Here is a 26324-nt window from a genome sequence, read left to right on the forward strand (position 1 = left end):
CCGGTGCCGGCGCGGCGGACACCGGCGGCGTCGTGGCCGGCGCGGTGCTCCCCGCCCCGCCCCGCCGCCGCCCGAAGCGGCCGGACGGAGCCGGATCGGTGGCCCGGGACCCCAGCCGCGAAACATCGTCCGTCAGCTCGGGGAACAACTGCGTGTCCGTGACCCGTACTTCCGTGCCGAACAGCGTCGAGAGCGCCGGACGCGGCCGCCCCGTCTGGAGCGACACCACCTCGCGCAGCACACCCGTCAGCTGCTCCGCCATCTCCGCCGCCGAGGCGAACCGCCGTGCCGGATCCGGATCGGTGGCCCGCACCAGCAGCCGGTAGAACGACTCGTAGGTCCGGAACACCTCGATGTTGTCCGGATCCGGCAGCGAGTCCACGAAGACGTTGGTGTAGCCCTGGAAGTCGAAGGTGAGCACCGCGAGCGTCCGGGCGACCGTGTACAGATCGGAGGCGACCGACGGGCCGACCTCCGCGACCTCCGGCGCCTGGTACCCCACCGTGCCGTAGATGGCCGACTCGTCGTCGTCCATCCTGCGGACGGCGCCCATGTCGATCAGCTTCAGCTGGTCCTCGGTCTGGATCGCGTTGTCGACCTTGAAGTCGCAGTACAGCAGGTTGCGGCTGTGCAGATGGCCGAGCGCCTCCAGCGCCTCGATGCCGTACGCGCACGCCTGCTCGACCGGCAGCGGATCGCGCTTCCCGGCGGCGGTGCGGCGCTCGTTGGCGATGTCCTTGAGCGCCTTGCCGCCGACGTACTCCATCACGATGTAGCCGTCGAGCGAGCCGGTGCGCTGGTCGAGGTGCTCGACGAAGTTGTAGATCCGGACGATGTTGGAGTGCTCGATCTCGGCCAGGAAGCGGCGCTCGGAGATCGCGGCCTCCATCGCGTCCTGGTCACCCGTGTCCAGCAGGCCCTTGAGGACCACCCAGCGGTCCGAGACCGCACGGTCGACCGCGAGATAGACCCAGCCGAGCCCGCCGTGCGCCAGACAGCCGGCGACCTCGTACTGGCCGTGCACGATGTCGCCCTCATGGAGCTTGGGCACGAAGGAGTAGGGGTGACCGCACTTGGTGCAGAACCCCTCGGTGCGGCCCACCCGTTCACCACGGGACCGGCCGACCGGGGCCCCGCAGTCGGACCGCGAACAGAAACGCTTCCGCTCCGGCACCTCCGGGTTCTCCATCACCGCCGAGCGCGGGTCGGGACGCGGCACGTCCGGCACCTCGACCAGGCCCACGCCCAGCCTGCCCCGGGCGGAGGCGCCCGAGGACGAACCGGAGGAACGCACCGAGACCGAGGGGGAGGTGGCGGTGCCGGACAGCGAACGCGAGAGCCGCCCCGACACCGAACGCCGTGAGGTCGACGAGCGGGACGACCGGGACGAACGCGAGGACGACCGGGACGAGGACCGCGAACCGCTGCCGCTGCCCCGGCTGTTCGCGCCGCCGCCCGCGATCCCGGTGGGCGGCGAGCTCACCATCCCGTCCCCGAGTTCTCGGCTCTGCTCGAACGGGGGAGGCCCCACCGGCGAGACGACCGGAGCCAGACCGCAGGTGTCGCAGTACAGCTCACCGCCGCCCATGTCCTCGTAACTGCCCTCGCACGCGGGGCGCTGGCACTGCGTACTCATGGTCGGTCCCCCTGATCGCCCCGCCGCCGCAGCGGCCCTTCCACCCTGCACACGCCTGTGATCATCGCCGGTCCTCCGGCCCCGGTGCCCGGCGCTGGGACAGCAGTTCGGCCGCCGCCTCCTGGTAGCGCAGCACCGCCTGTCCGGCGACCCGCAGATCGCACGGCGCGCTCCACAGCATCCGGCGCGCCGCGTCGTACCGCTCGATCAGCAGCGGGTCCTCCGCCAGACCGTGCCGGGCGACCTTCGCCTTGTACGCGTCGAGCCTGCCGCGCAGCTCCGCCCGTACCGCCAGCGGGGCCGTGACCGCGGTCAACGACTCACGGGCCCGCAGCAATTCCTCCTCCGCCTCCCGCTCCAGCGTCTCCAGCAGCGGCGACAGCCGGTGCCACTGGGCATGCCGGCGGTACTCCGAGGCGGCGACCAGCCGCTCCTGGAGCACGGTCGCCGGACCGCTGACCGCGGGCACCTCGGAGGCCGCGATCTTCGCCAGCACCTCGCCGCGCGCCGCCCGGGCCTCGGTCAGGGTGCGGTCCGCGCGGGAGAGCACGTCGCGCAGCTGCACCAGGCGCTGCTCGGCGTCCTGCCGGACCGCGAGCACCGCCTCGATCTCGCGGCGCACCTCGTCCAGGGCACGGGCCGCCCGGTCGTAGCGCGCCGTGTCGGGACGGCCGCCGCCGGGCGCCGAACTGCCCGGTCCCGGCAGCCAGAACGCGAGCGGGTCGGAGATCACCTGCACCCGCAGCGTGGTCAGCTCCTGGGTGATCGCCTCCAGGTCGTCGCCCGCCGGGTGCTCACCGGGCCGCACCCCCACGGAGTGCGCCAGCGAGCGGGTGCGGTGCAGTTCGGCGGCGAGCAGGTCAATCCGGGCGGGCAGCGCGGACCACACCGAGTCGGAGGCGACGACCATGTCCAGCGAGCGGGCGTACAGCTCGTTCATCCGGGCGACCAGTTCCTCCAGCGTGAACCGTTCGGAGAGCTTGGCCGGACCGTTGACGGAAGGGTCGGGGCGGGCCGCCGCGTGCGCCACGGTGACGCCCTGGCCGCGCAGCAGCTCGGTGAGGGCCACCAGATCGTCCCGGTTGGGATAGCGGCGGCGGGCCCGCACCGCACGAGCCTGGGCGAGCGCTCCCGCGTAGGCGTCGAAATACCCCCACAGCAGCGTGATCGACTGCTCGGTGGAGGCCCAGCGTTCCCTGGTGACACCGGTCAGATCGGCGCCCTCCAGGAGCCGGCGGCCCGCGTGGTCCTGCAGGGCGAGCAACGAGGTCTCGATCGCCTCGTGCTCCGCGCCGAGCCGGGCCAGCGCACGGTCCGCCTCGTCCCGGTCCATGACCGGGCCGGGGGGCCTGGCCGCATAGCCGGGGAAGGGGCCCGCGCCCATCGATCACCTCTCCGCTCTTGCTGCCGGGACGGACCCGGCAGGATCAGTGCCACTGCCTCACCGGCCGGGGCCGCGCCGTCGCGCTCGCCCGGCCGGTCCGGCGTCAGTTGCTCCGGTACTTGGGGGCCGGCGGTCCCTGTATGCCCGGCAGCCCGGCCTCCAGCCATTCGTGGTACGAGTGCATCCAGCGGCTGTCCTGACCACCCCTGCGGTAGTCGTCCAGCACCTTGTTGACCCGGGCCACCAGATCATCGGCACCGAGCTTCGCCGCCACGCCGTAGTACTCGGTGGTGAACGGCCTGTCGCCCTTGAGCTCGACCGCCGGGTCCTGGGCGGCCTGGCCGGCCGCCAGGGCATTGTCCGTGACCACGGCATCGACCTCGCCCAGCTGCAGCCGCACCAGGCAGTCCAGCTGGTTGGGGACGGTGAGCTGGTTCTCGTCCGCTGCGGTGCCGTCGTGCGGGTCCTCGAAGACCGCGCCGAACGACTGCTTCTTCAGCGCGTCGTAGGCGGTGGAGCCGTTGGCGGTGCACACCCGCTTGCCGGCCAGGGACTTGTCGTACCCGGTGATCGTCGATTCCTTCGGCGCGAGGACCTGCTGCCCGGCCTGGAAGTAGGCGGTGGAGAACGCGACCTTGCGGGCCTGCTTGCAGTTGATCGTCATCGTGCGGACGACGACGTCGACCGTCCCGTCCGCCAGGAGTTCGGCCCGCTTGTTGGTGGGAATGGCCCGGAAGATCACCGCGTCGCGGTCGTTCAGGATGTTCTCGGCGATGGCCCGCACCAGATCGATGTCGAAGCCTTCGATCCGGCGGTTCTCCGGGTTGCGGTACCCCCAGCGGAAGCTGTTCTGGTCGACGCCCGCGATCAGCTTTCCGCGCTGCTTGATCCTCTCGATGTTCGGACCGCTGTCGGACGACGCCGGAATGCTCGCCTCCGGCTCCGTGCAGCTGTCGGCCCTGACCTGGACCGCCTGCGCGGCACCCTGCCCCGCGACGTCCCCGCCGAACGCCTCGGCGCCGCCGTGGGAGAGCGGCAGCAGGGTGAGCGAGGCCGTCACCGCGCAGGCCACGGCCATGCCCGTCACCCCGCCCCAGCCCCGCAGCCTGACCCGGGCGGACCATGCGCCCGTGCGCTTCCTGGTCATCCCTCCCCCTCTCATCGGTACTCCGAGAGCCTGCGGTTGACCCCGGCGATCGCGGCGACGGCGCCCAGCGCGGCCAGTGCGGCGGCCCCGGCCGACAGGCCCCACAGCGCCCCGCGCCCGTCCTCCGCGGCCCGGGTGAACTGGCTCTGCTCATGGGCCAGTGCCAGCTCCAGCGCGTCGTCCACCTGCTGGAAGGACTCGCCCGTCGTGCCCTTCGGACCGATGATCTGCTTCCGGGCGCCCTCGTAGTCACCGTTGTCGTCGGTCGTGCGGGCGGTCCGGTGGCGCTTCTGCCACTCGGTGACGGCGGTGACGGCCTTCTTCACCGGGTCGCTTCCCCGGGCATCGTCGGCGGCGAGCCCGCCGGCCTTCCCCAGCTCCTCGCGGAGGGACTTCATGCCCGTGTTGTAGTCGGTCTCGTACTTGTCCTTCTTGCCGTCCGGGGTGAGCACCGCACCACGGGCGACGAGCGTGAGGTTCTCATTGGCCCGGGCCTTCAGCGAGTCGATCCGCGCGTGGTTGAGCACATCGAGGGACTGCTGCCCGTTCACATCGGCGGCATGCAGCTGGGACCTCGCCACCGTGTGCCCCACGGCCAGCCACAGCAGCACCACGGTGGACGCCGCGGTCGCGACGAGCAGCCCGTGGTTGAAGACCCGGTTCGTCCTGCGGTAGTTGCGCCGCTGCGCCCAGAACAGCGCGGCCAGTGTCACCACACCGAGCCCGAGCGAGAAGAACGGCCAGGCCCTGGCCGAATCGCTGTCCCGGCCGAGCCGGCCGGTCTCCGCCGCGTACAGCCGCTCGGCGGCCGGCAGCAGTACGTCGCTCATCTTCTGGTTGGCGTACCGGAGATAGGCCCCGCCCAGCGGCAGGCCCTGCCGGTTGTTGGCGCGGGCCCGCTCGATCAGGCCCGTGTAGCGGGGGAGTTCCACGTTGAGCGTGGCGATCTCCTGCCCGGACTTCGTCGACGCGTCCGTGTCGGCGGCGGCCTTCACCAGCAGCTGGGACGCCTGCTCGATGTCCCTCTCGTACTGGTCGTGGACATCGCGCGGCTCCTGCGCCCCCGCCAGGAAGCCGCTCGCCGCGGCGGTGTCGGCATCCGCCAGCGAACGGTAGATGCCGGCCGCGCCGGCGCTCAGCGGCTGACTGCGGTTCACCACGTCGTCGGCGGCGGCCGACCGGTCGGCGATCTCGAACGCCGTCACGGCCCCGAACGCCACGACGAGCAGGGCCAGCACGGCCCCGATGATCTGGAGCCTGCCCGGCTCGGTGGTGGCCGCGGCCCGCACCTTGTCGGCCGTCACGGACAGCACACCGCGCTGCTGCGGAGCGGGTTCGGTCGCGGGCACGGGGGGCTGTGCCCGCTCGTGTTCCGGCGCCGTGCGTACAGTCGGCGGGTATGTCACTCGACCTCCCCCTCGGTCACTGACGGTGGCCCGACCCCCGGCCGATCGGGGACTGGTACCCGGCCATGAAGTATGGCCGCAGGAACCGACATCCACACCAGGAACGTCTGGATCGAGCATCGGCCCACGGATGCAATCACCCGCATTCGATCAAGGCATGCGCCGCCGATCAAGCCGATCGGCGGACCAGTACCCGATGCGGACCGATCTCCCCACTCAAGAACACGTTCGGGACCACTGAACGGTTCCCGTGCGCAAGGGGCGCCCCGCGGCATGAAATCGCCGCGGAACGCCCCCTGGTGGAGAACGACCTGTCAGCAGTACTGCGCGCGCAGCCTCTCGTGCACCGGGGCGGCCGCCCCGGTGTGGTCCAGGCCGAGCAGCGCGGCCCCCAGCACCGGCGGCTGGGTCACCACCCGGAGCACCGCCTTCGGGGCCCGCACCGCGAGGAGTTCGGCGATCTTCGCGTCCAACTGCGGGTGGCGGGCCGCCAGCACGCCGCCGCCCAGCACCACCGGCGCCTCCTCGTCCAGCAGGTCCAGCCTGCCCAGCGCGACCGACGCCATCGCGACGACCTCCTCCGCCAGCCGGTCCACCAGCGCGCCCGCCACCGGGTCCCCGGCCGCCGCGGTCGCGAAGAGCACCGGAGCCAGCTCGTGCCGGCGCTCGAACTCGACCCGGCCCAGATGCAGCGCCTCGATCAGCGCGTACATCGAGCCGAGCCCGAAGTGCGCGGGCAGCGTGCGGGCCAGCTCGGTCGGCTCACCGCGGCCGTCCTCCGACCGCGAGGCGAACCACATGGCCTCCTCGGCCAGCCCCGAACCGCCGCCCCAGTCACCGGAGATCCGGCCTATGGCGGGAAAGCGCGCGGTCCGCCCGTCCGGCACCATGCCGACACAGTTGATCCCCGCCCCGCAGACGACGGCCACACCCCGTGGCTCGTCCACCCCCGCGCGCAGTATCGCGAAGGTGTCGTTGCGCACCTCGACGGTGGCGCCCCAGCCCCGCGCGCGCAGCGCCGCGGCCAACTGCTCCTCCTCCACCGGAAGGTCGGCGTTGGCGAGACAGGCCGACACATGCGCGACGGAGTCCACCGGTTCGCGGGACAGCTCCAGTGCCCGGCCGACGGCCGCACCGAGGGCGTCGACGGCCGTCTCGATGCCCACGGCCGGCGGCTGGAAGCCACCGCCCCGGGCCGTCGACAGGACCGTGCCGTCCGCACCGATCAGTGCCACGTCGGTCTTGCTGTTCCCCGCATCGATCGCGAGGACCGAAGCGTTCACGCCCACGCCAGGTGCTCCCGGTTGTGCGCGATCAGCTTGTCGGTGAGCGCCTCGGCGTACTCGAACTGGCCGATCAGCGGGTGTGCGAGCAGCGCCTTGAAGACCGCGTTTCTCCCGCCCGCCCGCCCGGTGGCTCGGCCGCCGAGGAGCGCCGCCTCCAAAGCGAGGTCCTCGTACGCCGTCACGTGGGAGATCAGACCGGCGTACAGCGGGTCCAGCTCGGGGACGGCGAGCGGCGTCGCGCCCGTGCCGTCGACCCGGGCCTGCACCTCGATCACCGCGTCGTCCGGCAGGAACGGCAGCGTGCCCCTGTTGTAGGTGTTGACCACCTGCACCGCGGAGCCGCCCGAGCCCAGCAGCGAGGACGCCAGGTCCACGGCCGCCTCCGAATAGAAGGCGCCGCCGCGCTTGGCGAGCAGCGCGGGCTTCTCGTCCAGCGCCGGGTCGCCGTACATGGCGAGGAGTTCCTTCTCCATCGCGGCGACCTCGGCCGCCCGGGACGGCTTGGTGCCGAGCTCCCGCACGACCGCGTCGTGCGCGTAGAAGTAACGCAGGTAGTACGAGGGGACGACGCCGAGCCGGTCGACGATCGCCCGGGGCATGCGCAGATCGTCCGCGATCGTGTCACCGTGCTCGGCGAGCAGCTTCGGCAGGACGTTCTCGCCGTCCGGGCCGCCGAGGCGCACCCCGAGCTCCCAGGTCAGATGGTTCAGCCCGACGTGGTCGAGGTGCACCTCACCGGGGGTGACGTCGAGCAGCCGGGCGAACTTCCGCTGGAAGCCGATCGCCACGTTGCACAGGCCGACGGCCTTGTGGCCGGCTTGGAGCAGCGCCCGGGTGACGATGCCGACCGGGTTGGTGAAGTCGATGATCCAGGCGTCCGGGTTGGTGTGGCGCACCCGCTCGGCGATGTCCAGGACGACCGGCACGGTGCGCATCGCCTTGGCGAGGCCGCCGGCGCCGGTGGTCTCCTGGCCGACGCAGCCGCACTCCAGCGGCCAGGTCTCGTCCTGGTTGCGGGCGGCCTGGCCGCCGACGCGCAGCTGGAGCAGGACCGCGTCGGCGTCGGCGACGCCCGTGTCGAGGTCCGAGGTGGTGACGATCCGGCCCGGGTGGCCCTGCTTGGCGAAGATCCGCCGGGCGAGGCCGCCGACGAGCTCCAGGCGGTCGGCCGCCGGGTCGACGAGCACCAGCTCCTCGATGGGCAGGGTGTCCCGCAACCGGGCGAAACCGTCGATCAGTTCAGGTGTGTAGGTGGACCCGCCACCAACTACTGCGAGCTTCATAGGTCAGCCCTTTACTCCGGTCAGTGTGACGCCCTCGACGAATGCCTTCTGGGCGAAGAAGAAGACGAGGATCACGGGGGCCATGACCAGTACGGTCGCGGCCATGGTCAGGTTCCAGTCGGTGTGGTGTGCGCTCTTGAAGGACTCCAGGCCGTAACTGAGCGTCCAGGCGCCCGGGTTCTCCGAGGCGTAGATCTGCGGCCCGAAGTAGTCGTTCCAGGCGTAGAAGAACTGGAAGAGCGCGACGGCGGCGATGCCCGGTTTGGCCATCGGCACGACGATCCTGAGCAGGGTGCGCAGCTCGCCGCAGCCGTCGACCTTCGCCGCGTCGAGGTACTCGTTCGGGATGGTCAGCAGGAACTGCCGCAGCAGGAAGATGGAGAACGCGTCACCGAAGGCCATCGGGATGATCAGCGGCCAGAGCGTGCCGGACATGTCCAGCTGCTTGGCCCAGAACAGATACATCGGGATGACGACGACCTGCGGCGGCAGCATCATCATCGAGATGACCAGCATCAGCGACAGATGCCGGCCGCGGAAGCGGAACTTGGCGAGCGCGTACGCCACGGGCAGCGACGACACGACCGTGAGGACGGTGCCGAGCCCCGCGTACAGCAGGGTGTTGCGCCACCAGGTCAGGAAGCCGTCGGTCTCGAACACCCGCCGGTAGTTGCTCCACTCGAAGGGGTGCGGCCACAGATCGCGGGTCAGCGCCTGCTGGTCGCTCATCAGCGAGGTGAGCAGCAGGAAGACGAACGGCAGCACGAAGAAGAGCGCGGCGGCGACGCCGAGCGCGTGCACGGCGATCCAGTTCAGCAGCGACTTGCGGCGCGCGACGCGTTCGGCCGGGGTGGCCGGACCGGTCGCGGTTCCAGCCGTCTTCACGGCGTCGATAACCTGCGCCACGTCACTCACCTGCCTGGATCAGCCCGCTGCGGCGCCGCATCAGCAGTGCGGTGAACGCCATGGCGAGTACGAAGAGAACGAGCGCGACCACGCAGGCCGAGCCGTAGTCGAAGCGCTGGAAGCCGAGGTTGTAGACGAGCTGCGGAAGCGTCAGTGTCGACTTGTCGGGATAGCCCGGTTCGAACTGCTGCCCGGAGCCGCCCATCACGCCCGAGGCGACCTTCCCGGCCACGAGTGGCTGGGTGTAGTACTGCATCGTCTGGATGATCCCGGTGACCACCGCGAACATGATGATCGGCGAGATGTTCGGCAGGGTGACGAAGCGGAACCGCTGGAACGCGGTCGCCCCGTCCAGCTCCGCCGCCTCGTACTGCTCCTTCGGTACGTCGAGCAGCGCGGCCATGAAGATCACCATCAGGTCGCCCACCCCCCAGACCGCGAGTGCGGTCAGGGCCGGCTTGGACCAGGCGGCGTCGGTGAACCAGCCGGGCGTGGGCAGCCCCAGCTCGCCGAGGATCGAATTGACCGGCCCGGTTCCCGGGTTGAGCAGAAAGACGAAGCCGAGGGTCGCCGCGACCGGCGGGGCCAGGTACGGCAGGTAGAACAGGGTGCGGAAGACCCCGGCGCCCGTCTTGATCCTGGTGATCAGCAGCCCGACACCGAGGCCGAACACCACCCGGCAGGTGACCATGACCACGACCAGCCAGAGCGTGTTGCGCAGCGCCGGCCAGAACAGCGGGTAGTCGTTGAGGACGAACGACCAGTTCTTCAGCCCGCTGAACTCGGGGGCCGCGAAGCCGTCGTAGTCGGTGAGGGAGAAATAGGCGGTGGAGATCAGCGGGTAGGCGAAGAAGACGCAGAACCCGATCAGCCACGGCGACATGAAGGCCGCTGTCCGAAGCGCCGACCGGCGGCGCTTCGAGCGCAGCGTGTACGTGCCCGTACGTGTGGTCATCGCGGTTCTACTTCGCCTGTTCGATCGCCGCGTCGATCTCTTTGGCGGTCTTCGCCAGACCCGCCTTGATGTCCTTCTGCTTGCCCTTCTCGATGTCGAATCCGAGGTTCTGCAGGGACACCAGGTACGCGCCGCCGTTCACCGAGGGCGGGGTGGTGGTGCTCTTCGGGTCCGCGGCGATGTCCAGGAACGTCTTGAACCGCGGGTCGTACTTCAGCTTCGGCGACTTCAGCGCCTCCAGGGTGGAGGGCACATTGTGAATGGCATTGGCGAAGTTCACGACGGCGTCGGTGTCGGTCGTCATGAACTTCACCAGCTCCCAGGCCGCGTTCTGCTTTTTCGAGGTGGCGGCGATACCGGCGATGGTGCCGGTCAGATAGCCCTTGCCGTAGCTGTCGGCCTCGTCGTCGGCGACGGGCATCGGGGCGACGCCGATCTCGAACTTCGGCTTGGTCTCCTCGGCCATCCCGAGCCGCCACTCGCCGTCCAGCTGCATGGCCACCTGGCCGGTGTGGAACGGGTGCTTGGCGCCCCACTCGTCACCGAAGGACGTACGGTACTTCTCCAGCTTCTCGTAACCGCCCAGGTCGTCGACCAGCTTCTTCTGGGTCGTGAGCATGGCGGCGAACGCCGGGTCCTTGGCGATGTTCGACTTGCCGTCCGCGTCGAAGTACGTGGGGTTCCAGCCGCCGAGGTAGTGCTCGGTCGTCGACTCGTAACCGTGGTAGTTCGGCATGAAGCCGAGCTGCTCGTACGAATCGCCCTTGGTCTTCGTCAGCTTCTTGGCGGCCGAGGCCAGTTCCGACCAGGTCTGCGGGGCGCGGGTGATGCCGGCGGCCTCGAACGCGTCCTTGTTGTAGTAGAGGCCGTAGGCGTCACCGAGCAGCGGCACGGTGCAGCGCACCCCGTCGAACTGCGTGTACTCGTTCATCGCCTTGGGGAAGGTCTTGTCCGGGTCGATCCCGTCCTTCTTCAGGAAGGGGTTCAGATCGACGAACGCCTTCGACGAACAGAACTTGCCGACATTGTTCGTGGTGAACGACGAGACGACGTCCGGGGCGTTCGAACCGCCCGCCCGCAGCGCCTGGTTGATCTTGTCGTCGGTCATGTTGCCGACGACCTTCACATGGATATTGGGGTGCGCCTTCTTGAAGGCGTCGACCGTCGCCCGGATTCCCTCGACCTCGTTCGGGGCACTCCAGCCGTGCCAGAAGTTGATGGTCGTCTCCTTGGACGGGTCATCACTGGCACCGGAGTTGCTCTGACCCGTACAGGCCGAGGCGAGCAGAGATATGGCGGCGGTCGCGGCGAGCGCGGTGGCCGTCTTCCGTCGATTTCCGGACATGGCGGTCTCCCGGTGAAGGAATGGGGCGGAGGTACGGAGGAGTGAAGCGGGCCGAGAAGAGTCAGCGGGACGTGTCGAAGACCTCGTCGCGGGTGGTGGCGAGGGCGCTCTCCAGCGCGCCGCGCAGTACAGGGCGGTGCTGTACGGCCCCGGCGATCAGCCGGGGCCGCGAGGCCGCCAGCTCGGTGAGCTCGGACTCCACCCGGCAGCGCAGCGGCTCCCCGCCGGCCGCGATCACCTCGCCGGACAGCACGACGACTTCCGGGTCGAGCACGGCGGTCAGGGAGGCGAGACCGGTCGCGAGTCCGGTGGCGAACAGATCGAGGAGCCGGATGTACGGGCCGTCCTCACCCGCCTCCGCAACCTCGGCGGCGCGGGCGAGCAGCCGGGCCGCGACCTCGTGATGGGTGCCGGGGGCGCGGATCAGCTCGTCGTCGATGCCGAGCTTCCGGCCCAGCCGGGACAGCACCTGCGCGCCCGCCAGTTCCTGGAAACCGCCCGCGTTCACCTTGGTGACCTGACGGACCAGCGGGGCACCCGGCACCGGCAGGAAGCCGACCTCGCCCGCGCCGCCGGTGAAGCCGCGGTGCAGCCGTCCGTTTATGACCAGGGCGGCACCGAGCCCCTCCTCGTTCCACAGCAGGACGAAGTCGTCGTGCCCGCGCGCCGCGCCCAGCCGCTGCTCGGCCACCGCGACCAGGTTCACGTCGTTCTCGTACTCCACCGGCATCGGCAGGAAGGCGGCCAGCTCCTCCAGCAGCGTGGGGGAGTGCCAGCCCGGCAGGTGCGAGGCGTACCGCAGCCGCCCGGTGCCGGGGTCGAAGGCGCCCGGGGTGCCGATGACGACCCGGTGCACATCGGCACGGGTGAGCCCGGCGTCCTTCACCGCCCCGTCCAGCGCCTCCGCCACCTGCCGCACCACACTGTCGGCACGCCGTCCGGGGGTACGCAGCTCGAACTCCCCGACCGTCTCCCCGGTCACATCGGCGACGGCGGCGACGATCCGGCGGGCGTTCACATCCAGCCCCGCGACATGGGCGGCCCGCGCGTTCACCCCGTACAGCTGAGCGTTGGGCCCCGGCCGCCCCGCCACGGTCCCGGTGGCGACGACCAGCCCGGCCGCCTCCAGCCGCGCCAGCAGCTGCGAGGCGGTGGGCTTGGAGAGCCCGGTCAGCTTCCCGATCCTGGTCCGCGAGAGGGGACCGTGCTCCAGCAGCAGATCGAGGGCGGCCCGGTCGTTCATGGCCCGCAGAACGCGGGGGGTACCCGGTGTGGTTCCGGCCATGAGTGCTGCACCTGCCCTCTGTTAGGAAAGTTTCCTATTCGGTGAGAGGACGGTATGCGCGCGCCACCGGGCCGTCAATGGGCAGCGCCCCGGTGGCAACCAAAGCGTTACCTGGGCCACTTCCGGAATTTCCGGGTCCACGGTGGCGCATTCCCCAGCGGGCCGTCGGGGAACCGAGCCGAGGGCAGGTCGGTCCGCCGAACGCCCGTGCGGCCGCGGACTACTTCGAGATGTTCGGCGGGTTGATCGGGGCCGTGGCCAGGGACTGGGGCGAGGTGGCCGAGGCGTAGGCCGAGGGTGCGGCGACGGAGGCCGCCGGGTCGGCCGCCGAGGGCTCGTCCGGCTGGGCCGGGATTCCGCCGACGATGCGGATGCCCGCCTCGTCGAAGGCCCGCTTGATCCGCCAGCGCAGCTCGCGTTCCACGCCCAGCGCCTTGCCCGGCATCGTCTTCGCGCTCAGCCGGACCGTCATCGAGTCCAGGAACACGGCGTCCAGGCCCAGGACCTCCACGGGGCCCCACAGGCGCTCGTTCCAGGGGTCCTCCTTGGCCATCGCGGTGGCGGCCTCGGTGATCACCCTACGGACCTTGTCGAGGTCCTCCGTGGGACGCACCGTCACATCGACGCCGGCCGTGGACCAGCCCTGGCTGAGGTTGCCGATCCGCTTCACCTCGCCGTTGCGGACGTACCAGATCTCACCGTTGTCGCCGCGCAGCTTCGTGACCCGCAGGCCGACCTCGATGACCTCGCCGGAGGCGACGCCCGCGTCGATGGTGTCGCCCACGCCGTACTGGTCCTCCAGGATCATGAAGACACCGGAGAGGAAGTCGGTGACCAGGTTGCGCGCACCGAAACCGAGCGCCACACCGGCCACACCGGCGGAGGCCAGCAGCGGGGCCAGGTTGATCTGGAACGCGCCCAGGATCATCAGGGCGGCCGTGCCGAGGATCAGGAACGACGCGACCGAGCGGAGTACCGAACCGATCGCCTCCGAGCGCTGGCGGCGGCGTTCCGCGTTGACCAGCAGCCCGCCGAGCGCGGTGCCCTCCACCGCCTGGGCGCTGCGGTTCATCCGTTCGATGAGCTTGGTCAGAGCACGCCGGATCGCGATCCGCAACACGATGGCGATCGTGGCGATGAGCACGATGCGCAGACCGGTGTTCAGCCAGGTGGACCAGTTCTCCTCCACCCAGCCCGCGGCGTTGCCGGCCTGCTTGGCGGCTTCGTCCAACGAGCTGCCGGGCTCGGGTGACGGGGCTGCGGCCAACAGGGCGGACAGGGACACGGTGGTACCTCCAGATGGGCGACGGCGGCCCGACCACACTAACGGGGCATCGGGAGTGCTCCGTTGTCGTGACCGGGGGAGAGACAACTCTCACGAGGGGATACCCAGGGCGGGCAGCGGCGGAGGGATGGCGCCGCAGCGGCCGCTGTGGCCGATCGCACACCGGGCGCGGCCGTCGCGACAGCGGCTTCGAAGGGCCTGTTCCGGCGTGTGTCCGCGGTGCGGGAGGCAGTCGACCGGGAGAAAAATCCTCCCGGCCCGTTACCTGCACGTGGTGGCGCTTCCACCAGGCAGGAGTAGAGACTGAGATCGGATCGTCCCGGCGCGAGCCACGCGCCGCCGGCGTACAAGGAGGCATCCACCGTGCCGCATGTCCTGGTTCTCAACGCGTCGTACGAGCCACTCGGCGTCGTACCGCTCCGCCGCGCGCTCGTCCTCGTCCTCGAAAACAAGGCCATCTGCCTAGAGGAGTCCGGCGCCTTCATGCACAGTGCCACCCGGGCCGTCCCGGCCCCCAGCGTCGTCCGCCTGAAGCGGTTCGTACGGGTTCCCTACCGGGGACCCGTACCGCTGACCCGCAAGGCGCTGTTCGCCCGGGACGGGGGGCGCTGCATGTACTGCGGCGCCGCCGCGACCAGCGTCGACCACGTGATTCCGCGCAGCCGCGGCGGACAGCACGCCTGGGACAACGTGGTGGCGGCCTGCCGCCGCTGCAACCACTTCAAGGCGGACCGGCACCTGCCGGAGCTCGGCTGGCGGCTGCACCAGCAACCCGCCCCGCCGACGGGCCTGGCCTGGCGGATCATCGGCACGGGACACCGAGACCCGCGCTGGTTGCCGTACTTGCAACCGTTCGGCGCGGACGACGCCATGGCCCGGATCGACGGCATTTCTGCCTGAGGGATCCGGGCCTTCGCCGTCCCCGGGACGGCAGGGGCCCGGATCGCTACTCCGTCGCGGCGACGGCGTACGCCTCCACCGACCAGAGCGAGTAGCCGAACTCGCTGCCCCGGGCATCGCCCTGGAGCCTGACGTAGCGGGCGTCCTTCGCGTCCATCCGGACCGACTCGCGCCCGCCCCTGCCGTCCCGGACGGTCGCCGCCGTGCGCCAGTTGCGGCCGTCCGAGGAGACCTGGACGCGGTAGCGGGTGGCGTAGGCGTCCTGCCAGTGCAGCACCACCTGACCGATCCGGGCGGTCCGGGGCAGTTCCGCCTGCCACCAGGCGCCGTCCTCGACCGGTGAGGACCAGCGGGTCTCCGGATCGCCGTCGGAGGCGGCCGACGCCGGGAAGTCCGGGGTCTCGTCACCGGACGAGGACGCGGTGGCGGTGCGCAGCAGATCGGGGCCCGCGGTGCGCGGGAACGCCCGGACGGTGAGCGTGCTGCGCTCGTCGCCGAAGCTGAACGGCACCTCGTACTCCCCGGCCGGGGTGCCCGCCGGGACCGTGATCTCGACGGGGACGTCGGTACGGGAACCGCGCGGCACCCTCGTCTGCTCAGGGATGTCCACCTTGATGCCCTTGGGCGCCTCCGCGGTGAGCGCGCCCCGCACCTCGGCCGGGCGCCGGGCGGCGAGGCGCGCCTCGAACCGCTGCGGCCCGCCGCCGATCTCGGCGTCCGTCTCGCCGCGCGCGAGATCGAGCCGGGCCGCGGGCTCGTCGCCGAACCAGGGCACGAGCGCGTGCACCTTCGGGGCCGGTGCCGAGGTGTTCCCGGAGGCGTTGCTGCCCGGGGCCATCGGCGCCACCGTGCCCGTGAGGACCGGGGGGACCGACGGGCCGCCGGTGGGCCAGCTGATCCGGATCGCGTCGGCCCGCAGCCCCTGCGCCGCCGTCTGGGTCCAGCCGGTCGCCGACAGCGTGCCCAGGCGGCGCCAGCCCTCGCCGGGCACATGGGCCTCCAGCGTCGCGCCGGTCACCGTGCCGCCGGGCAGGGTCATCGCCGTCACGGCCTCCACCGGACGGGACCGGTCCAGCCGGACCGTGTAGCTGCCCGGAGCCTTCGTCACCGTACCGGCGCCGCGGTCCGCGCCCGTCCAGGCGTCCGCCTCCCGGCGCACCCGGTCCAGGAACGGGCCGAGCACCCCCTTGCCGACCGTCGCGCCGTCCGCCTTCGCGGCCTTGCGCACCGGTTCCAGGGCCAGCGACGCCTGCCAGGCGGCGGCGCCGTCGCCGCGCGACTGGGCCTGGAGCAGATCCAAGGCCAGCTCGCCCGCCCGGCCGTACCGGGACAACTGCTCGGTCCACGGCCGCACTTCGCCGTCCAGCCGCCCGTCCGCCAGGCCCTTCAGCCGTTGCGGGGTCTCCCGCATCACGGTGAACGCCTCCCGGAGCCTGCGCGCCGCGTCGTCCCGCGCCGTGGCGTCGTGCGCCGCACGGGACTTCCAGAACGCGTCCAGCAGCGGCCGCAGATACGCGGACTCGTCGCCGCCCAGCACGGACGTCGCGTTGTTCCCGGCCAGCGCGCGCAGCGCGTCCCTGGTGCGTGCGTCACCGCCCGCCAGATCGTCGATCGCCGCCTGCCAGGACTCCTGCGGCCGGTAACCCCTCGGGTTCCAGGCGAAGTCGGCGGCGGTGAACAGCGGAATGCGGGACGCGGACGGCTGCTCCATCGCATTGGCGAGCAGCGCGGCGGAACCTATGGCCACCGCGGGGTCCCGGCCGGTGTACGGACCGAGGAAGATCCGGTCCTGGGCGTAGTCGTTGACCGGGTAGTTGTCCATCGTGACCAGCGGATGCCCGAACGCGGCGCGGGCACCGGCCAGCTCCCCGCCGGTGATGGTCCTCGGCACGACCCCGACACCGGTCCAGGCGATCTGGACCCGGTCGTCCAGTTCCTCGGCGAGCGCCTTGCGGTAGTCGGTGGACCCGTCCTGGTAGAACTCCGTCGGCATCACCGACAGCGGCTGCGAACCCGGATACCGGTCCGCGAGATGCCGCGCCACCTCGCCGGCCACCCGGGCCTGCGCCCTGGCCGCCGCCCGGGGGCCGCTGCCGAAGGTGTCGGCGTCGTCGTCGCAGTGCCATTCGCTGTAGCTGACGTCCTGGAACTGGAGCTGGAAGGCCCGCACTCCCAGCGCCCACATCGCGTCGAGCTTCTTCGTCAGCGCCTTCACATCGCCGGCCGACGACATGCACATGGCCTGTCCGGGGGCGACGGCCCAGCCGAGCGTCACATGCTCGGCCCTGGCCCGCTCGGCCAGCGCCCGGAAGTCGGCGCGCCGGTCGGCCGGGTACGGGTCGCGCCAGCGGGCCTGCCGGTACGGGTCGTCGCCCGCCGCGTACAGATACCGGTTCTGCTTCGTGCGCCCCATGAAGCCGATCTGGGCCAGCCGTTCCTGGCGGGTCCACGGCTGCCCGTAGAAGCCCTCGGTCATTCCGCGTACGGCGGTGCCCGGCCAGTCCCTGACGGTGACTCCGGCGACGCCGCCGTCCCGGATCAGCTGACGCAGTGTCTGCACGCCGTGGAAGAGTCCGTCCTCGCCGAGACCGTCCACGGCGACGGTGTCCCGGCCCGCGACCCGGCCGACCGCGATCCGGTAGCCCCCGGTGGGCAGATCGCCGCGTTCGGGGGCGTGCAGCGTGCGCAGCGCGTCCCGGGCGCCGTCGCCGCCGAGCCTGATGACCGGGCCGCGGCCGGGCAGGGCCTCGTGGACGGTCCGCACGCCCGCGTCCCGCAGGATGCGCCGGAGCGCGTCGACCGCGTACGGATCGGCGTGCGCGTCGGCGACGAGGGTGGCCTCGGCGGAGAGCGGTACGGACTCTCCGGCCGCCTCGATGGACTGTGGCCGGGGCCACACCGCGGGCAGCGCGGTGTCGTCCGTGCGGTCGGGGGTGGTGACGGCGGTGGAGCCGGGTGCCGAAGGGGCCGCGACGGCGGCCGGGGTGCCTGTGGAGAGCAGTCCGCCGAGCACGGCGACCGCGATGGCCGCTGCCTGCTTTCCGCGCCTGAGCCGCATCGCTCGTCTCCCTACGTTCCCGCCGGTGGGCTCCGAGCCCACCACCCGGGGCGCGAGGGTGTCAATGCGCATGGGTGGTGTGCCGGAAATGCCCGATGCCGCAAGTGGGGTGGGGCTCGGCGGACCAGTGGGCTGGACGCCAAAGATGACGCCGGATGGCCGAAAACAGCGGACGACTTGCGGAGAACCGGCCCTCGGGGAACGGAATGTGACCCAGGGCACGTTGGACTCGTTGTGATAACGCCTACGCCTGTGGCCGCGCCCGCCGGGTAGGTCTGCTGTGTCCTGTTTCCCCATGGCCAGGAGGCCGCCATGCCCGCTGCCGCGCAGCTTCCGCTCTCCGCCCTCTCCGAACAGGTACCAGGTCCCGCCGCCCGGAAGGACGACGCGTTCCCGGCTCCCGCGCCCGGCCCCGGCCCGCTGACGAGCGAGCCGCCGCTCGCCGATGCGATACCCCTCACCAGCGAGCCGCCGCTCGCCGACGCCACGCCTCTGACCAGCGAACCCCCGCTCGCCGTACACGCCCCGCTGACCAGCGAGCCGGCCACGTCAGGCGGCGCGTGGGGCACGGAGTCCCCAGGAGTCTGAATGGGCTTGTCCCGGCTCGCCGCACTGCACGGCGTCGCCACCTCCTACTCCCCGTCCGCCGGTGTGACGGTGTCCGTCCCCGACGACACGGTCGTCGCCGTGCTCGCCGCGCTCGGTGTGGACGCCGCCACGCCCGAAGCGGTACGGGAATCGCTCGCCGCCGCCGAGTCCTCGGCCCGCTCCCGGCTGCTCCCGCCGACGCTGGTGGTGTGGACCGGTGAGCCGCTGCCCGCGGCCCTGACCGCCCTGCCGCCCGGCACCACGCTCGACATCGGCCTCGAAGACCCCGGTGCGGCCCCGCCCCCGCGGCTGCGCGTTCCAACCCACCGACCGGATCCGGCCGTTTCGGAACGGGGCGCGTCCGACGGGCGTACCGAACCGGGCGACGAGAAGGGCGCGGATGCCGGTACGGGGGCGCCCGCGCCCCCCGCCTGGTGGGTCGAGCCGCCGCTCGGGGTGCACCGGCTGGCCGTACGGGCACCCGGCAGCCGGAGTGCGACCGGCACGCTCGTCGTCGCCCCGCCCCGGGCGCCCGGGCCGCCCGCCCGCAGCCATGGCTTCCTCGTCCAGCTCTACTCCCTGCTCTCCGCCCGCTCCTGGGGCATGGGCGACCTCGGGGACCTCGCCGACCTCGCCGCCTGGTCCGGGCGGACCCTCGGTGCCGGATTCGTCCAGGTCAACCCGCTGCACGCCGCCGTGCCCGGCCGGCCCACCGACCCGTCCCCGTACCGGCCCTCGTCGCGGCGCTTCCCCGACCCCGTGCATCTGCGCATCGAGTCCGTCCCCGAGTACGGACATGTGACGGACCGGGCCATCCTCGACGACCTGCGGCAGGACGCCGCGGCGCTCGGCGACACCGTCCTGAACAAGGGCGCCCTGATCGACCGCGACGCCGTCTGGGAGCTCAAGCGCCAGGCTCTCGAACTCGTACGGGAGGTGCCCCTCACCCCGGGCCGCCGCGCCGCGTACTGCGACTTCCTGGCCGAGCAGGGGCAGGCCCTGGAGGACCACGCCCTGTGGTGCGCCCTCGCCGAGGTGCACGGCTCCGACTGGCACAGCTGGCCCGCCGGGTTGCGCGACCCCCGCTCCAAGGAGACCGCCCGCGCCCGCGGCGAACTGCTGGACCGGGTCGACTTCCACTGCCGGCTCGCCTGGCTGACCGACGGTCAGCTCGCCGGTGCCCAGCGCGCCGCCCTCGACGCGGGCATGTCCGTCGGGATCGTTCACGACCTCGCCGTCGGCGTGCACCCCGGCGGCGCCGACGCCTGGGCCCAGCAGGACACCTTCGCGCACGGCATGTCCGTCGGCGCGCCCCCGGACGCCTTCAACGCCCGCGGCCAGGACTGGGGCCTGCCCCCCTGGCGCCCGGACGTCCTCGCCGCGTCCGGCTACGCCCCGTACCGCGGACTGCTGCGCGGGCTCCTCGCCCACGCGGGTGCCCTGCGCATCGACCACGTCATGGGCCTGTTCCGGCTCTGGTGGGTGCCCGAGGGCCGCCCACCCACCGAGGGCACCTACGTCGCCCACGACGCCGAGGCGATGCTCGCCGTCCTCGTCCTGGAGGCGCACCGGGCCGGCGCGGTCGTCATGGGGGAGGACCTCGGCACCGTCGAGCCGGGGGTCCGCGAGGCGCTGTCCCGGCGCGGCGTGCTCGGCACCTCCGTCCTCTGGTTCGAACGGGACTGGGCGGGCACCGGCCGCCCACTGGCCCCCGAGGAGTGGCGCGAGGGCTGCCTCGCCACCGTCACCACACACGATCTGCCGTCCACCGCGGCCCGGCTGACCGGCGACCATGTGACGCTGCGCCACCGCCTCGGCCTGCTCACCCGCCCTCTCGACCAGGAGCTGACGGCGGACGCGACGGACACCGCCGAGTGGCTGGGGTATCTCTCCAGGCTCGGCCTGCTCCCCGAGGGCGAGGGCGACGAGGAGGGCGCCGTCCGCGCCGTGCACCGCTTCCTGCTGCGCACTCCCGCCCGCATGACCGGCGTCTGGCTGCCCGACGCGCTCGGCGACCGCCGCCCGCAGAACCTCCCCGGCACCTGGGACCAGTACCCCAACTGGCGCCTGCCCGTCGCCGACGCGGAGGGCCACCCGGTCACCCTGGAGGAGCTGGCCGCCGCGCCTCGCCTGCACCGGCTGATGGAGGTCTTCCGGCCATGTCGGGACCGCCCGGATTCCGGCCCGGATTCCTGCTCGGAGCCCCGCCGGTGATCCCGTCCCGGGGCTTGCCCCGTACTCGCCCCGAACCCCGTACGGCACCCCCGGGCGCGCGCCCCTCGCGGGCGTTCGCTACGTTTGCACCGTGGACAAGAAGAACGCTATGCGCGCCGGCGCCGTCGCGGCCGGAACGACGCTGATGATGCTGCTCATGTCGTCCCCCGCGCTCGCGCTCACCCGCGACGACGGTGACGACCCGGGGCCCGGCCTGAGCGCGATGGAGACCATCGGCCTCTACGTCGTGGCACCCATCGTCCTGTTCCTGGTCATCACGGGCCTGGTCATGGTCCTGGACAAGTCCAAGAAGCAGGCCTAGCGCCTCTCGCTTGGATCAGGCCGGGCTGATCCAAACGAACGACCCCAGTACCCACACGCTCCTCCCGAGTGCGCCGCAGGTACCCCATGAGTACCGCGCGGCGCACACGCATGTCCGCGGCCGGGCCCCCGTCCCCGGCGCCGGGTAGGTTGCGGCCATGATCGAGTGGGACGTCAAGAAGCTCCGCATCCTCCGCACTCTTCGCGACCGGGGCACGGTCACCGCGACCGCGCAGGCCCTGCTGATGACGCCCTCCGCGGTCTCGCAGCAGCTGTCCGGCCTCTCCAGACAGCTCGGTGTGCCGCTCCTGGAGGCCCAGGGCCGGCGGGTCCGGCTCACCGACGCCGCGCACCTCGTGCTGCGGCACGCCGAGGCCGTCTTCGCCCAACTGGAGCGCGCCGACGCCGAACTGACCGGCTATCTGCGCGGCGAGGCCGGCGAGGTGCGGATCGCGGCGTTCTCCACGGCGGTGCCCGCCCTCGTCGTACCGGCGATCCAGCGACTGCGCGCCGAGGGCCGCCCGGGGCCCGATGTGCGGGTGCGCGAGGCGGAGGCCGCGCAGGCGTACGAGCTGCTGGTCGCCGGTGACGTCGACCTCGCCCTGTCCCTCGCCGCGCACGCCCCGGCGGCCCGCGATCCCCGGTTCGCGGTGCTGCCGCTGCTCGCGGACCCCCTGGACGTGGCGCTGCCGGCGGACCACCGCCTCGCCGCCGCGCCCGCCCTCCGGCTGGCGGACCTCTCCGGCGACCCGTGGATCTTCGGCGGTTCGGGTCCCTGGTCGCAGATCACCACGGCGGCCTGCGAGGCCGCCGGATTCGTACCCGAGCAGGCGCACAGTGCCTCCGGCTGGACCGCGATCCTGGCCATGGTCGAGGCGGGCATGGGAGTGGCCCTGATCCCGCGCATGGCCTCGGCGGAACGGCTCGACCGGGGCGGCGTGGTGATGCGCGCACTCGACGCCGACCAGCCGCGCCGACATGTGGTGGCGGCGGTCCGGCAGGGCGCCGAACGGGGACCCGCGGTGGCCAGGGTCCTCGCGGCGCTCACCGAGAGCGCCGAATCGTTCACTTCAACTGAATAAACGGTGCAAAAACTTTCGATGGACCTGATGGGTTGCCTGCCGTGACAGTAGGCGCATGACCTTCGACCAGAATGAGAACCACCACGAGGACCCCCACGCCAACGACGCGGCCCCGTACGGCGGTGGTGACCCGTACGCCGACTACCGCACCACCGACCTCCCCTTCACCGAACTCGTCGACCTCGCCGACCGCCGCCTCGGCGCGGGCGTGATCGCCGCCAACGACGAGTTCTTCGCCCAGCGCGAGAACCTCCTGGTCCGGGAGCGCGCGGTCTTCGACCCCGAGCACTTCGGCCACAAGGGCAAGATCATGGACGGCTGGGAGACCCGCCGTCGGCGCGGCGCGGACGCCGACCACCCGTTCCCGGCCACCGACGAGCACGACTGGGCCCTGATCCGCCTCGGCGCCCCCGGCATCATCCGCGGCATCGTCGTCGACACGGCCCACTTCCGCGGCAACTACCCGCAGCGCGTCTCGATCCAGGCGGCGGCGGTCGAGGGCTCGCCCGGCCCCGCCGAACTCCTCGCCGACGACGTGAAGTGGGAGGAGATCGTCCCGCCGACCCCCGTACGCGGCCACGCCGCCAACGGCTTCGAGATCACCGGCGGCCGTCGCTGCACCCACGTGCGCCTGTGCCAGCACCCCGACGGCGGCATCGCCCGCCTCCGCGTCCACGGCGAGGTCCTCCCCGACCCGTCCTGGCTCGCCACGCTCGGCACCTTCGACCTGATCTCGGTCCTGAACGGCGGCAGTCACGAGGACGCCTCCGACCGCTTCTACTCCTCGCCGACCCAGATCATCCTGCCCGGCGCCTCCCGCAAGATGGACGACGGCTGGGAGAACCGCCGCCGCCGGGTCCGCGACACCAACGACTGGGTCCGCTTCCGTCTCCCCGCCCAGGGCGCGGTCCGCGCGGTCGAGATCGACACCGCCTACCTCAAGGGCAACGCGGCCGGCTGGATCGCCCTCCAGGGCCGTAACGGCGAGACCGGCGAGTGGTTCGAGATCATCCCCCGCACCAGGCTCCAGCCCGACACCCCGCACCGCTTCCCGCTCCGCGCCCAGGCGGTCGTCACCCACGTCCGCCTCGACGCCTTCCCGGACGGCGGCGTCGCCCGCATGCGTCTGCACGGCAGCCTGACCGGGACCGGCGCGGCCGAACTGGCCCGGCGCTACGAGGAGTCGGGCGCGTAGCTCCCCTCGCACCCGGTGCCTCCTTGCTTCCGCCCGTCGGACGGCTGCGCGACGGCGCCCGTCCGACGGGCGGTTTCCAGACCGGCGGACCCCTGCCCGCACCTGTCCACCCGGACCGGCCACGGGCTACGGTGCTGCGATGCCGAAGGAAAGCGGCACCGGGCCCGAGCGGATAGAGCCGATGGGCCCGGTCCTGGCCGCGATCGGATGCGCCGTGGGACTGGTCCTGCTCATCGGTGGCGCGGGCGCGGCGCCGGCCGCCGGAATCCTGGCGGCATCGGGAGACCGCAAGGGCGTGCACCTGGGGCTCCTGATCGCCGGAGGCCTGTGAGGGGCGCCCCCCGCCACCGCGGGAGGCGCCCCTCACTGCTTCACCGGTCAGCGCGTCACGCCGTGGCCGCCGCCGCGTCCGCGGCGCGGGCCTTAAGCGCCCGCTCCACGCCCGAACGGGACTCCGACATCAGCCGGCGCAGGGCCGCGCTCGGGTCCGTCGAGGAGAGCCAGGCGTCCGTGGTGTCCAGCGTGGCCTGTGAGACCTGGAGGGCCGGGTAGAGGCCGACCGCGACCTGCTGTGCCATCTCGTGGCTGCGCGAGTCCCAGACGTCCTTCACCGACGCGAAGAACTTCTCCGTGTACGGGGCCAGCAGTTCGCGCTGGTCGGTCTGGACGAAGCCGGCGATGACCGCCTCCTGGAGGGAGTTCGGCAGCTTGTCGGACTCGACGACCGAGGCCCACGCCTCCGCCTTCGCCTCCTCGGTGGGGCGTGCCGCGCGGGCGGTCGCCGCGTGGCGCTCGCCCGCCGCCGTCCTGTCGCGCTCGTACTCGGCGGCGATCTCGTCCTCTTCGAGGAGACCGGTCGCGGCGAGCCGCTCGACGAACGCCCAGCGCAGCTCCGTGTCGACGGCCAGGCCCTCGATCGTCTCCTTGCCGTCGAGCAGCGACTGCAGCAGGTCGGTCTGCTGCGGGGTACGGGCCGTCGCCGCGAAGGCACGGGCCCAGGCCAGCTGGTGGTCGCTGCCCGGCTCCGCCGCGCGCAGGTGCGCGAGGGTGGCCTCGGTCCACTGCGTCAGCCCGGCCTCGCGCCACTCCGGCGCCGCGTACAGGTCCAGCGCCAGCTTCACCTGACGGTGCAGCGACTGGACGACGCCGATGTCCGACTCCTTGCCGATGCCGGAGAGCACCAGGGCGAGGTAGTCGCGGGTCGCCAGCTCGCCGTCGCGGGTCATGTCCCAGGCGGAGGCCCAGCACAGGGCGCGGGGGAGGGACTCCGTGAAGTCGCCGAGGTGCTCGGTGACGACGCGCAGCGACTCCTCGTCGAGCCGGACCTTCGCGTACGAGAGGTCGTCGTCGTTGAGCAGGATCACGGCGGGGCGGGCGGTACCGGCCGGGAACGGCACGGTGGTGCGCGCGCCGTCGACGTCCAGCTCGATGCGGTCCGTACGGACCAGCTTGCCGGAGTCGATGGCATAGCAGCCGATGGCGATGCGGTGCGGCCGCAGCGTCGGCTCGCCCTTCGCGCCGGCGGGGAGGGCCGGGGCCTCCTGGAGCACGGTGAACGACGTGACGTGGCCGTTCTCGTCCGTGCTGATCTCCGGGCGCAGGATGTTGATGCCCGCCGTCTCCAGCCACGCCTTCGACCAGGTCTTCAGGTCGCGGCCGGAGGTCTCCTCCAGGGCGCCCAGCAGGTCGGACAGCCGGGTGTTGCCGAACGCGTGCGCCTTGAAGTACGCCTGGACGCCCTTGAAGAACTCGTCCATGCCGACGTACGCCACCAGCTGCTTCAGGACCGAGGCGCCCTTGGCGTAGGTGATCCCGTCGAAGTTGACCAGTACGTCGTCCAGATCACGGATGTCCGCCATGATCGGGTGCGTGGAGGGCAGCTGGTCCTGGCGGTAGGCCCAGGTCTTCTCGGAGTTGGCGAACGTGGTCCAGGAGTTCGGCCACTTCGAGCCCTGCGCGTACGCCTGGCAGGCGACCGAGGTGTACGTGGCGAACGACTCGTTCAGCCACAGGTCGTTCCACCACTCCATGGTGACCAGGTCGCCGAACCACATGTGCGCCAGCTCGTGCAGGATGGTCTCCGCACGCCGCTCGTACGCCGCGTCCGTCACCTTCGAACGGAACACGTACTGGTCGCGGATGGTGACCGCGCCCGCGTTCTCCATCGCGCCGGCGTTGAACTCCGGGACGAAGAGCTGGTCGTACTTGGCGAACGGGTAGTCGTAGTCGAACTTCTCCTGGAACCAGTCGAAGCCCTGCCGCGTGACGTCGAAGATCTCGTCCGCGTCGAGGAACTCGGCCAGCGACGGACGGCAGTAGATGCCGAGCGGGACGGACTGGCCGTCCCTCTCGTAGCTGCTGTGCACCGAGTGGTACGGGCCGACGATCAGGGCCGTGATGTACGACGAGATGCGCGGCGTCGGCTCGAAGGACCAGACGTTGTCCCGCGGCTCGGGCGTCGGCGAGTTCGAGATGACCGTCCAGCCCTGCGGCGCCTTCACGGTGAACCGGAATGTCGCCTTCAGGTCCGGCTGCTCGAAGCTCGCGAAGACACGACGCGCGTCCGGCACCTCGAACTGGGTGTAGAGGTACGCCTGCTGGTCGACCGGGTCGACGAAGCGGTGCAGGCCCTCGCCCGTGTTGGTGTACGAGCAGTCGGCGACGACCTTCAGCTCGTTGGAGCCGGCGACCAGGTGCGGGAGCGCGATGCGCGAGTCACGGAACACGGCCGCGACGTCCAGCGCCTTGCCGTTCAGCTCGACCTCGTGCACGGCCGGGGCGACCAGGTCGATGAAGGTCTCCGCACCGGCTTCGGCGGAGTCGAAGCGCACGGTGGTCACGGACCGGTAGGTGCCGCCCTCCTGCGCTCCGGAGAGGTCGAGATCGATCTCGTACGCGTCCACGGTCAGCAGGCGCGCCCGCTCCTGTGCCTCTTCGCGGGTCAGATTCGTGCCAGGCACGCGGTCATCTCCTTGGTATGTGACGTTTCCGGTCATCCTTCCACGTCGCGCGCCTCGATGGAGTAGTCGCGTGTGCGCTACTGCGGTA

Annotated in this window: 20 protein-coding genes; 7 read left to right on the forward strand and 13 right to left on the reverse strand. The window is 71.8% G+C overall.

Going from position 1 to position 26324, the window contains the following annotated elements; translation table 11 throughout:
* The 11 genes from ABZY11_RS15380 to ABZY11_RS15430 form a co-directional block, all read right to left on the reverse strand.
* Positions 1–1636 (reverse strand): serine/threonine protein kinase (locus ABZY11_RS15380; protein WP_356479604.1); only part of this gene is annotated, 1636 nt, incomplete at its 3' end.
* 61 nt (positions 1637–1697) lie between these two features.
* Positions 1698–3020 carry a hypothetical protein gene (locus ABZY11_RS15385; RefSeq protein ID WP_356479605.1) on the reverse strand — a complete coding sequence of 441 codons (1323 nt, stop codon included), beginning with the start codon at positions 3018–3020 and terminating at the stop codon, positions 1698–1700.
* Positions 3021–3123: 103 nt separating this feature from the next.
* Positions 3124–4167, reverse strand: coding sequence for a glutamate ABC transporter substrate-binding protein (locus ABZY11_RS15390; protein ID WP_356479606.1), 1044 nt, complete (start codon positions 4165–4167; stop codon positions 3124–3126).
* 11 nt (positions 4168–4178) lie between these two features.
* Entirely contained in the window at positions 4179–5516 is a 1338-nt protein-coding gene (locus ABZY11_RS15395) for a hypothetical protein (RefSeq protein ID WP_356479607.1), read from the reverse strand.
* Positions 5517–5887: 371 nt separating this feature from the next.
* Entirely contained in the window at positions 5888–6862 is a 975-nt protein-coding gene (locus tag ABZY11_RS15400) for a BadF/BadG/BcrA/BcrD ATPase family protein (RefSeq protein ID WP_356479608.1), read from the reverse strand.
* Entirely contained in the window at positions 6853–8142 is a 1290-nt protein-coding gene (locus tag ABZY11_RS15405) for a 6-phospho-beta-glucosidase (protein ID WP_356479609.1), read from the reverse strand. The genes ABZY11_RS15400 and ABZY11_RS15405 overlap by 10 nt, the downstream gene beginning before the upstream one ends.
* Before the next feature lie 3 nt (positions 8143–8145).
* Positions 8146–9048, reverse strand: coding sequence for a carbohydrate ABC transporter permease (locus tag ABZY11_RS15410; RefSeq protein ID WP_356479610.1), 903 nt, complete (start codon positions 9046–9048; stop codon positions 8146–8148).
* A gap of 1 nt (position 9049) precedes the next feature.
* Entirely contained in the window at positions 9050–9931 is an 882-nt protein-coding gene (locus ABZY11_RS15415; protein ID WP_356479644.1) for a sugar ABC transporter permease, read from the reverse strand.
* Positions 9932–10010: 79 nt separating this feature from the next.
* Positions 10011–11348: an ABC transporter substrate-binding protein gene (locus tag ABZY11_RS15420; RefSeq protein WP_356479611.1), complete on the reverse strand. Its 1338-nt coding sequence runs from the start codon at positions 11346–11348 to the stop codon at positions 10011–10013.
* 61 nt (positions 11349–11409) lie between these two features.
* Entirely contained in the window at positions 11410–12633 is a 1224-nt protein-coding gene (locus ABZY11_RS15425; RefSeq protein WP_356479612.1) for an ROK family transcriptional regulator, read from the reverse strand.
* A 220-nt stretch (positions 12634–12853) separates the two neighbouring features.
* Positions 12854–13918, reverse strand: a complete 1065-nt coding sequence (locus ABZY11_RS15430) for a mechanosensitive ion channel family protein (protein WP_356479613.1) — start codon at positions 13916–13918, stop codon at positions 12854–12856.
* 363 nt (positions 13919–14281) lie between these two features.
* Here ABZY11_RS15430 and ABZY11_RS15435 point away from each other — a divergent pair, with 363 nt between their 5' ends.
* Positions 14282–14818, forward strand: coding sequence for an HNH endonuclease (locus ABZY11_RS15435; protein WP_356479614.1), 537 nt, complete (start codon positions 14282–14284; stop codon positions 14816–14818).
* 46 nt (positions 14819–14864) lie between these two features.
* Here the strand turns inward: ABZY11_RS15435 and ABZY11_RS15440 are convergent, their stop codons facing one another.
* Positions 14865–17876, reverse strand: a complete 3012-nt coding sequence (locus tag ABZY11_RS15440) for a beta-N-acetylglucosaminidase domain-containing protein (RefSeq protein WP_356479615.1) — start codon at positions 17874–17876, stop codon at positions 14865–14867.
* Positions 17877–18188: 312 nt separating this feature from the next.
* On the opposite strand from ABZY11_RS15440, the gene ABZY11_RS15445 reads away from it, so the two are divergent.
* The 6 genes from ABZY11_RS15445 to ABZY11_RS15470 all read left to right on the forward strand — a co-directional run bounded on the left by ABZY11_RS15445 (position 18189) and on the right by ABZY11_RS15470 (position 23607).
* The gene (locus ABZY11_RS15445; RefSeq protein WP_356479616.1) at positions 18189–18464 is read left to right on the forward strand and encodes a hypothetical protein; all 276 of its coding nucleotides are present in this window, start codon (positions 18189–18191) and stop codon (positions 18462–18464) included.
* On the forward strand, positions 18465–20678 hold the full coding sequence (malQ, locus tag ABZY11_RS15450; RefSeq protein ID WP_356479617.1) for a 4-alpha-glucanotransferase: 2214 nt from the start codon (positions 18465–18467) through the stop codon (positions 20676–20678).
* Positions 20679–20769: 91 nt separating this feature from the next.
* On the forward strand, positions 20770–21000 hold the full coding sequence (locus tag ABZY11_RS15455) for a hypothetical protein (protein ID WP_124717671.1): 231 nt from the start codon (positions 20770–20772) through the stop codon (positions 20998–21000).
* Between the two features lie 157 nt (positions 21001–21157).
* Complete coding sequence (locus ABZY11_RS15460) at positions 21158–22081, forward strand: LysR substrate-binding domain-containing protein (RefSeq protein WP_356479618.1); 924 nt, start codon at positions 21158–21160, stop codon at positions 22079–22081.
* 55 nt (positions 22082–22136) lie between these two features.
* Positions 22137–23276 (forward strand): allantoicase, encoded by a 1140-nt coding sequence (alc, locus tag ABZY11_RS15465; protein ID WP_356479619.1) that lies wholly within the window; start codon positions 22137–22139, stop codon positions 23274–23276.
* Positions 23277–23415: 139 nt separating this feature from the next.
* Positions 23416–23607 carry a hypothetical protein gene (locus ABZY11_RS15470; protein WP_356479620.1) on the forward strand — a complete coding sequence of 64 codons (192 nt, stop codon included), beginning with the start codon at positions 23416–23418 and terminating at the stop codon, positions 23605–23607.
* Positions 23608–23662: 55 nt separating this feature from the next.
* On the opposite strand, the gene pepN is transcribed toward ABZY11_RS15470, so the two are convergent.
* A complete protein-coding gene (pepN, locus tag ABZY11_RS15475; RefSeq protein ID WP_356479621.1) occupies positions 23663–26236 on the reverse strand; it encodes an aminopeptidase N in 2574 nt (857 codons plus the stop codon).
* Positions 26237–26324 lie beyond the last annotated feature (88 nt).

It is taken from the genome of Streptomyces sp. NPDC006510 (genome assembly GCF_040611955.1).
Classification (GTDB): Bacteria; Actinomycetota; Actinomycetes; order Streptomycetales; family Streptomycetaceae; genus Streptomyces.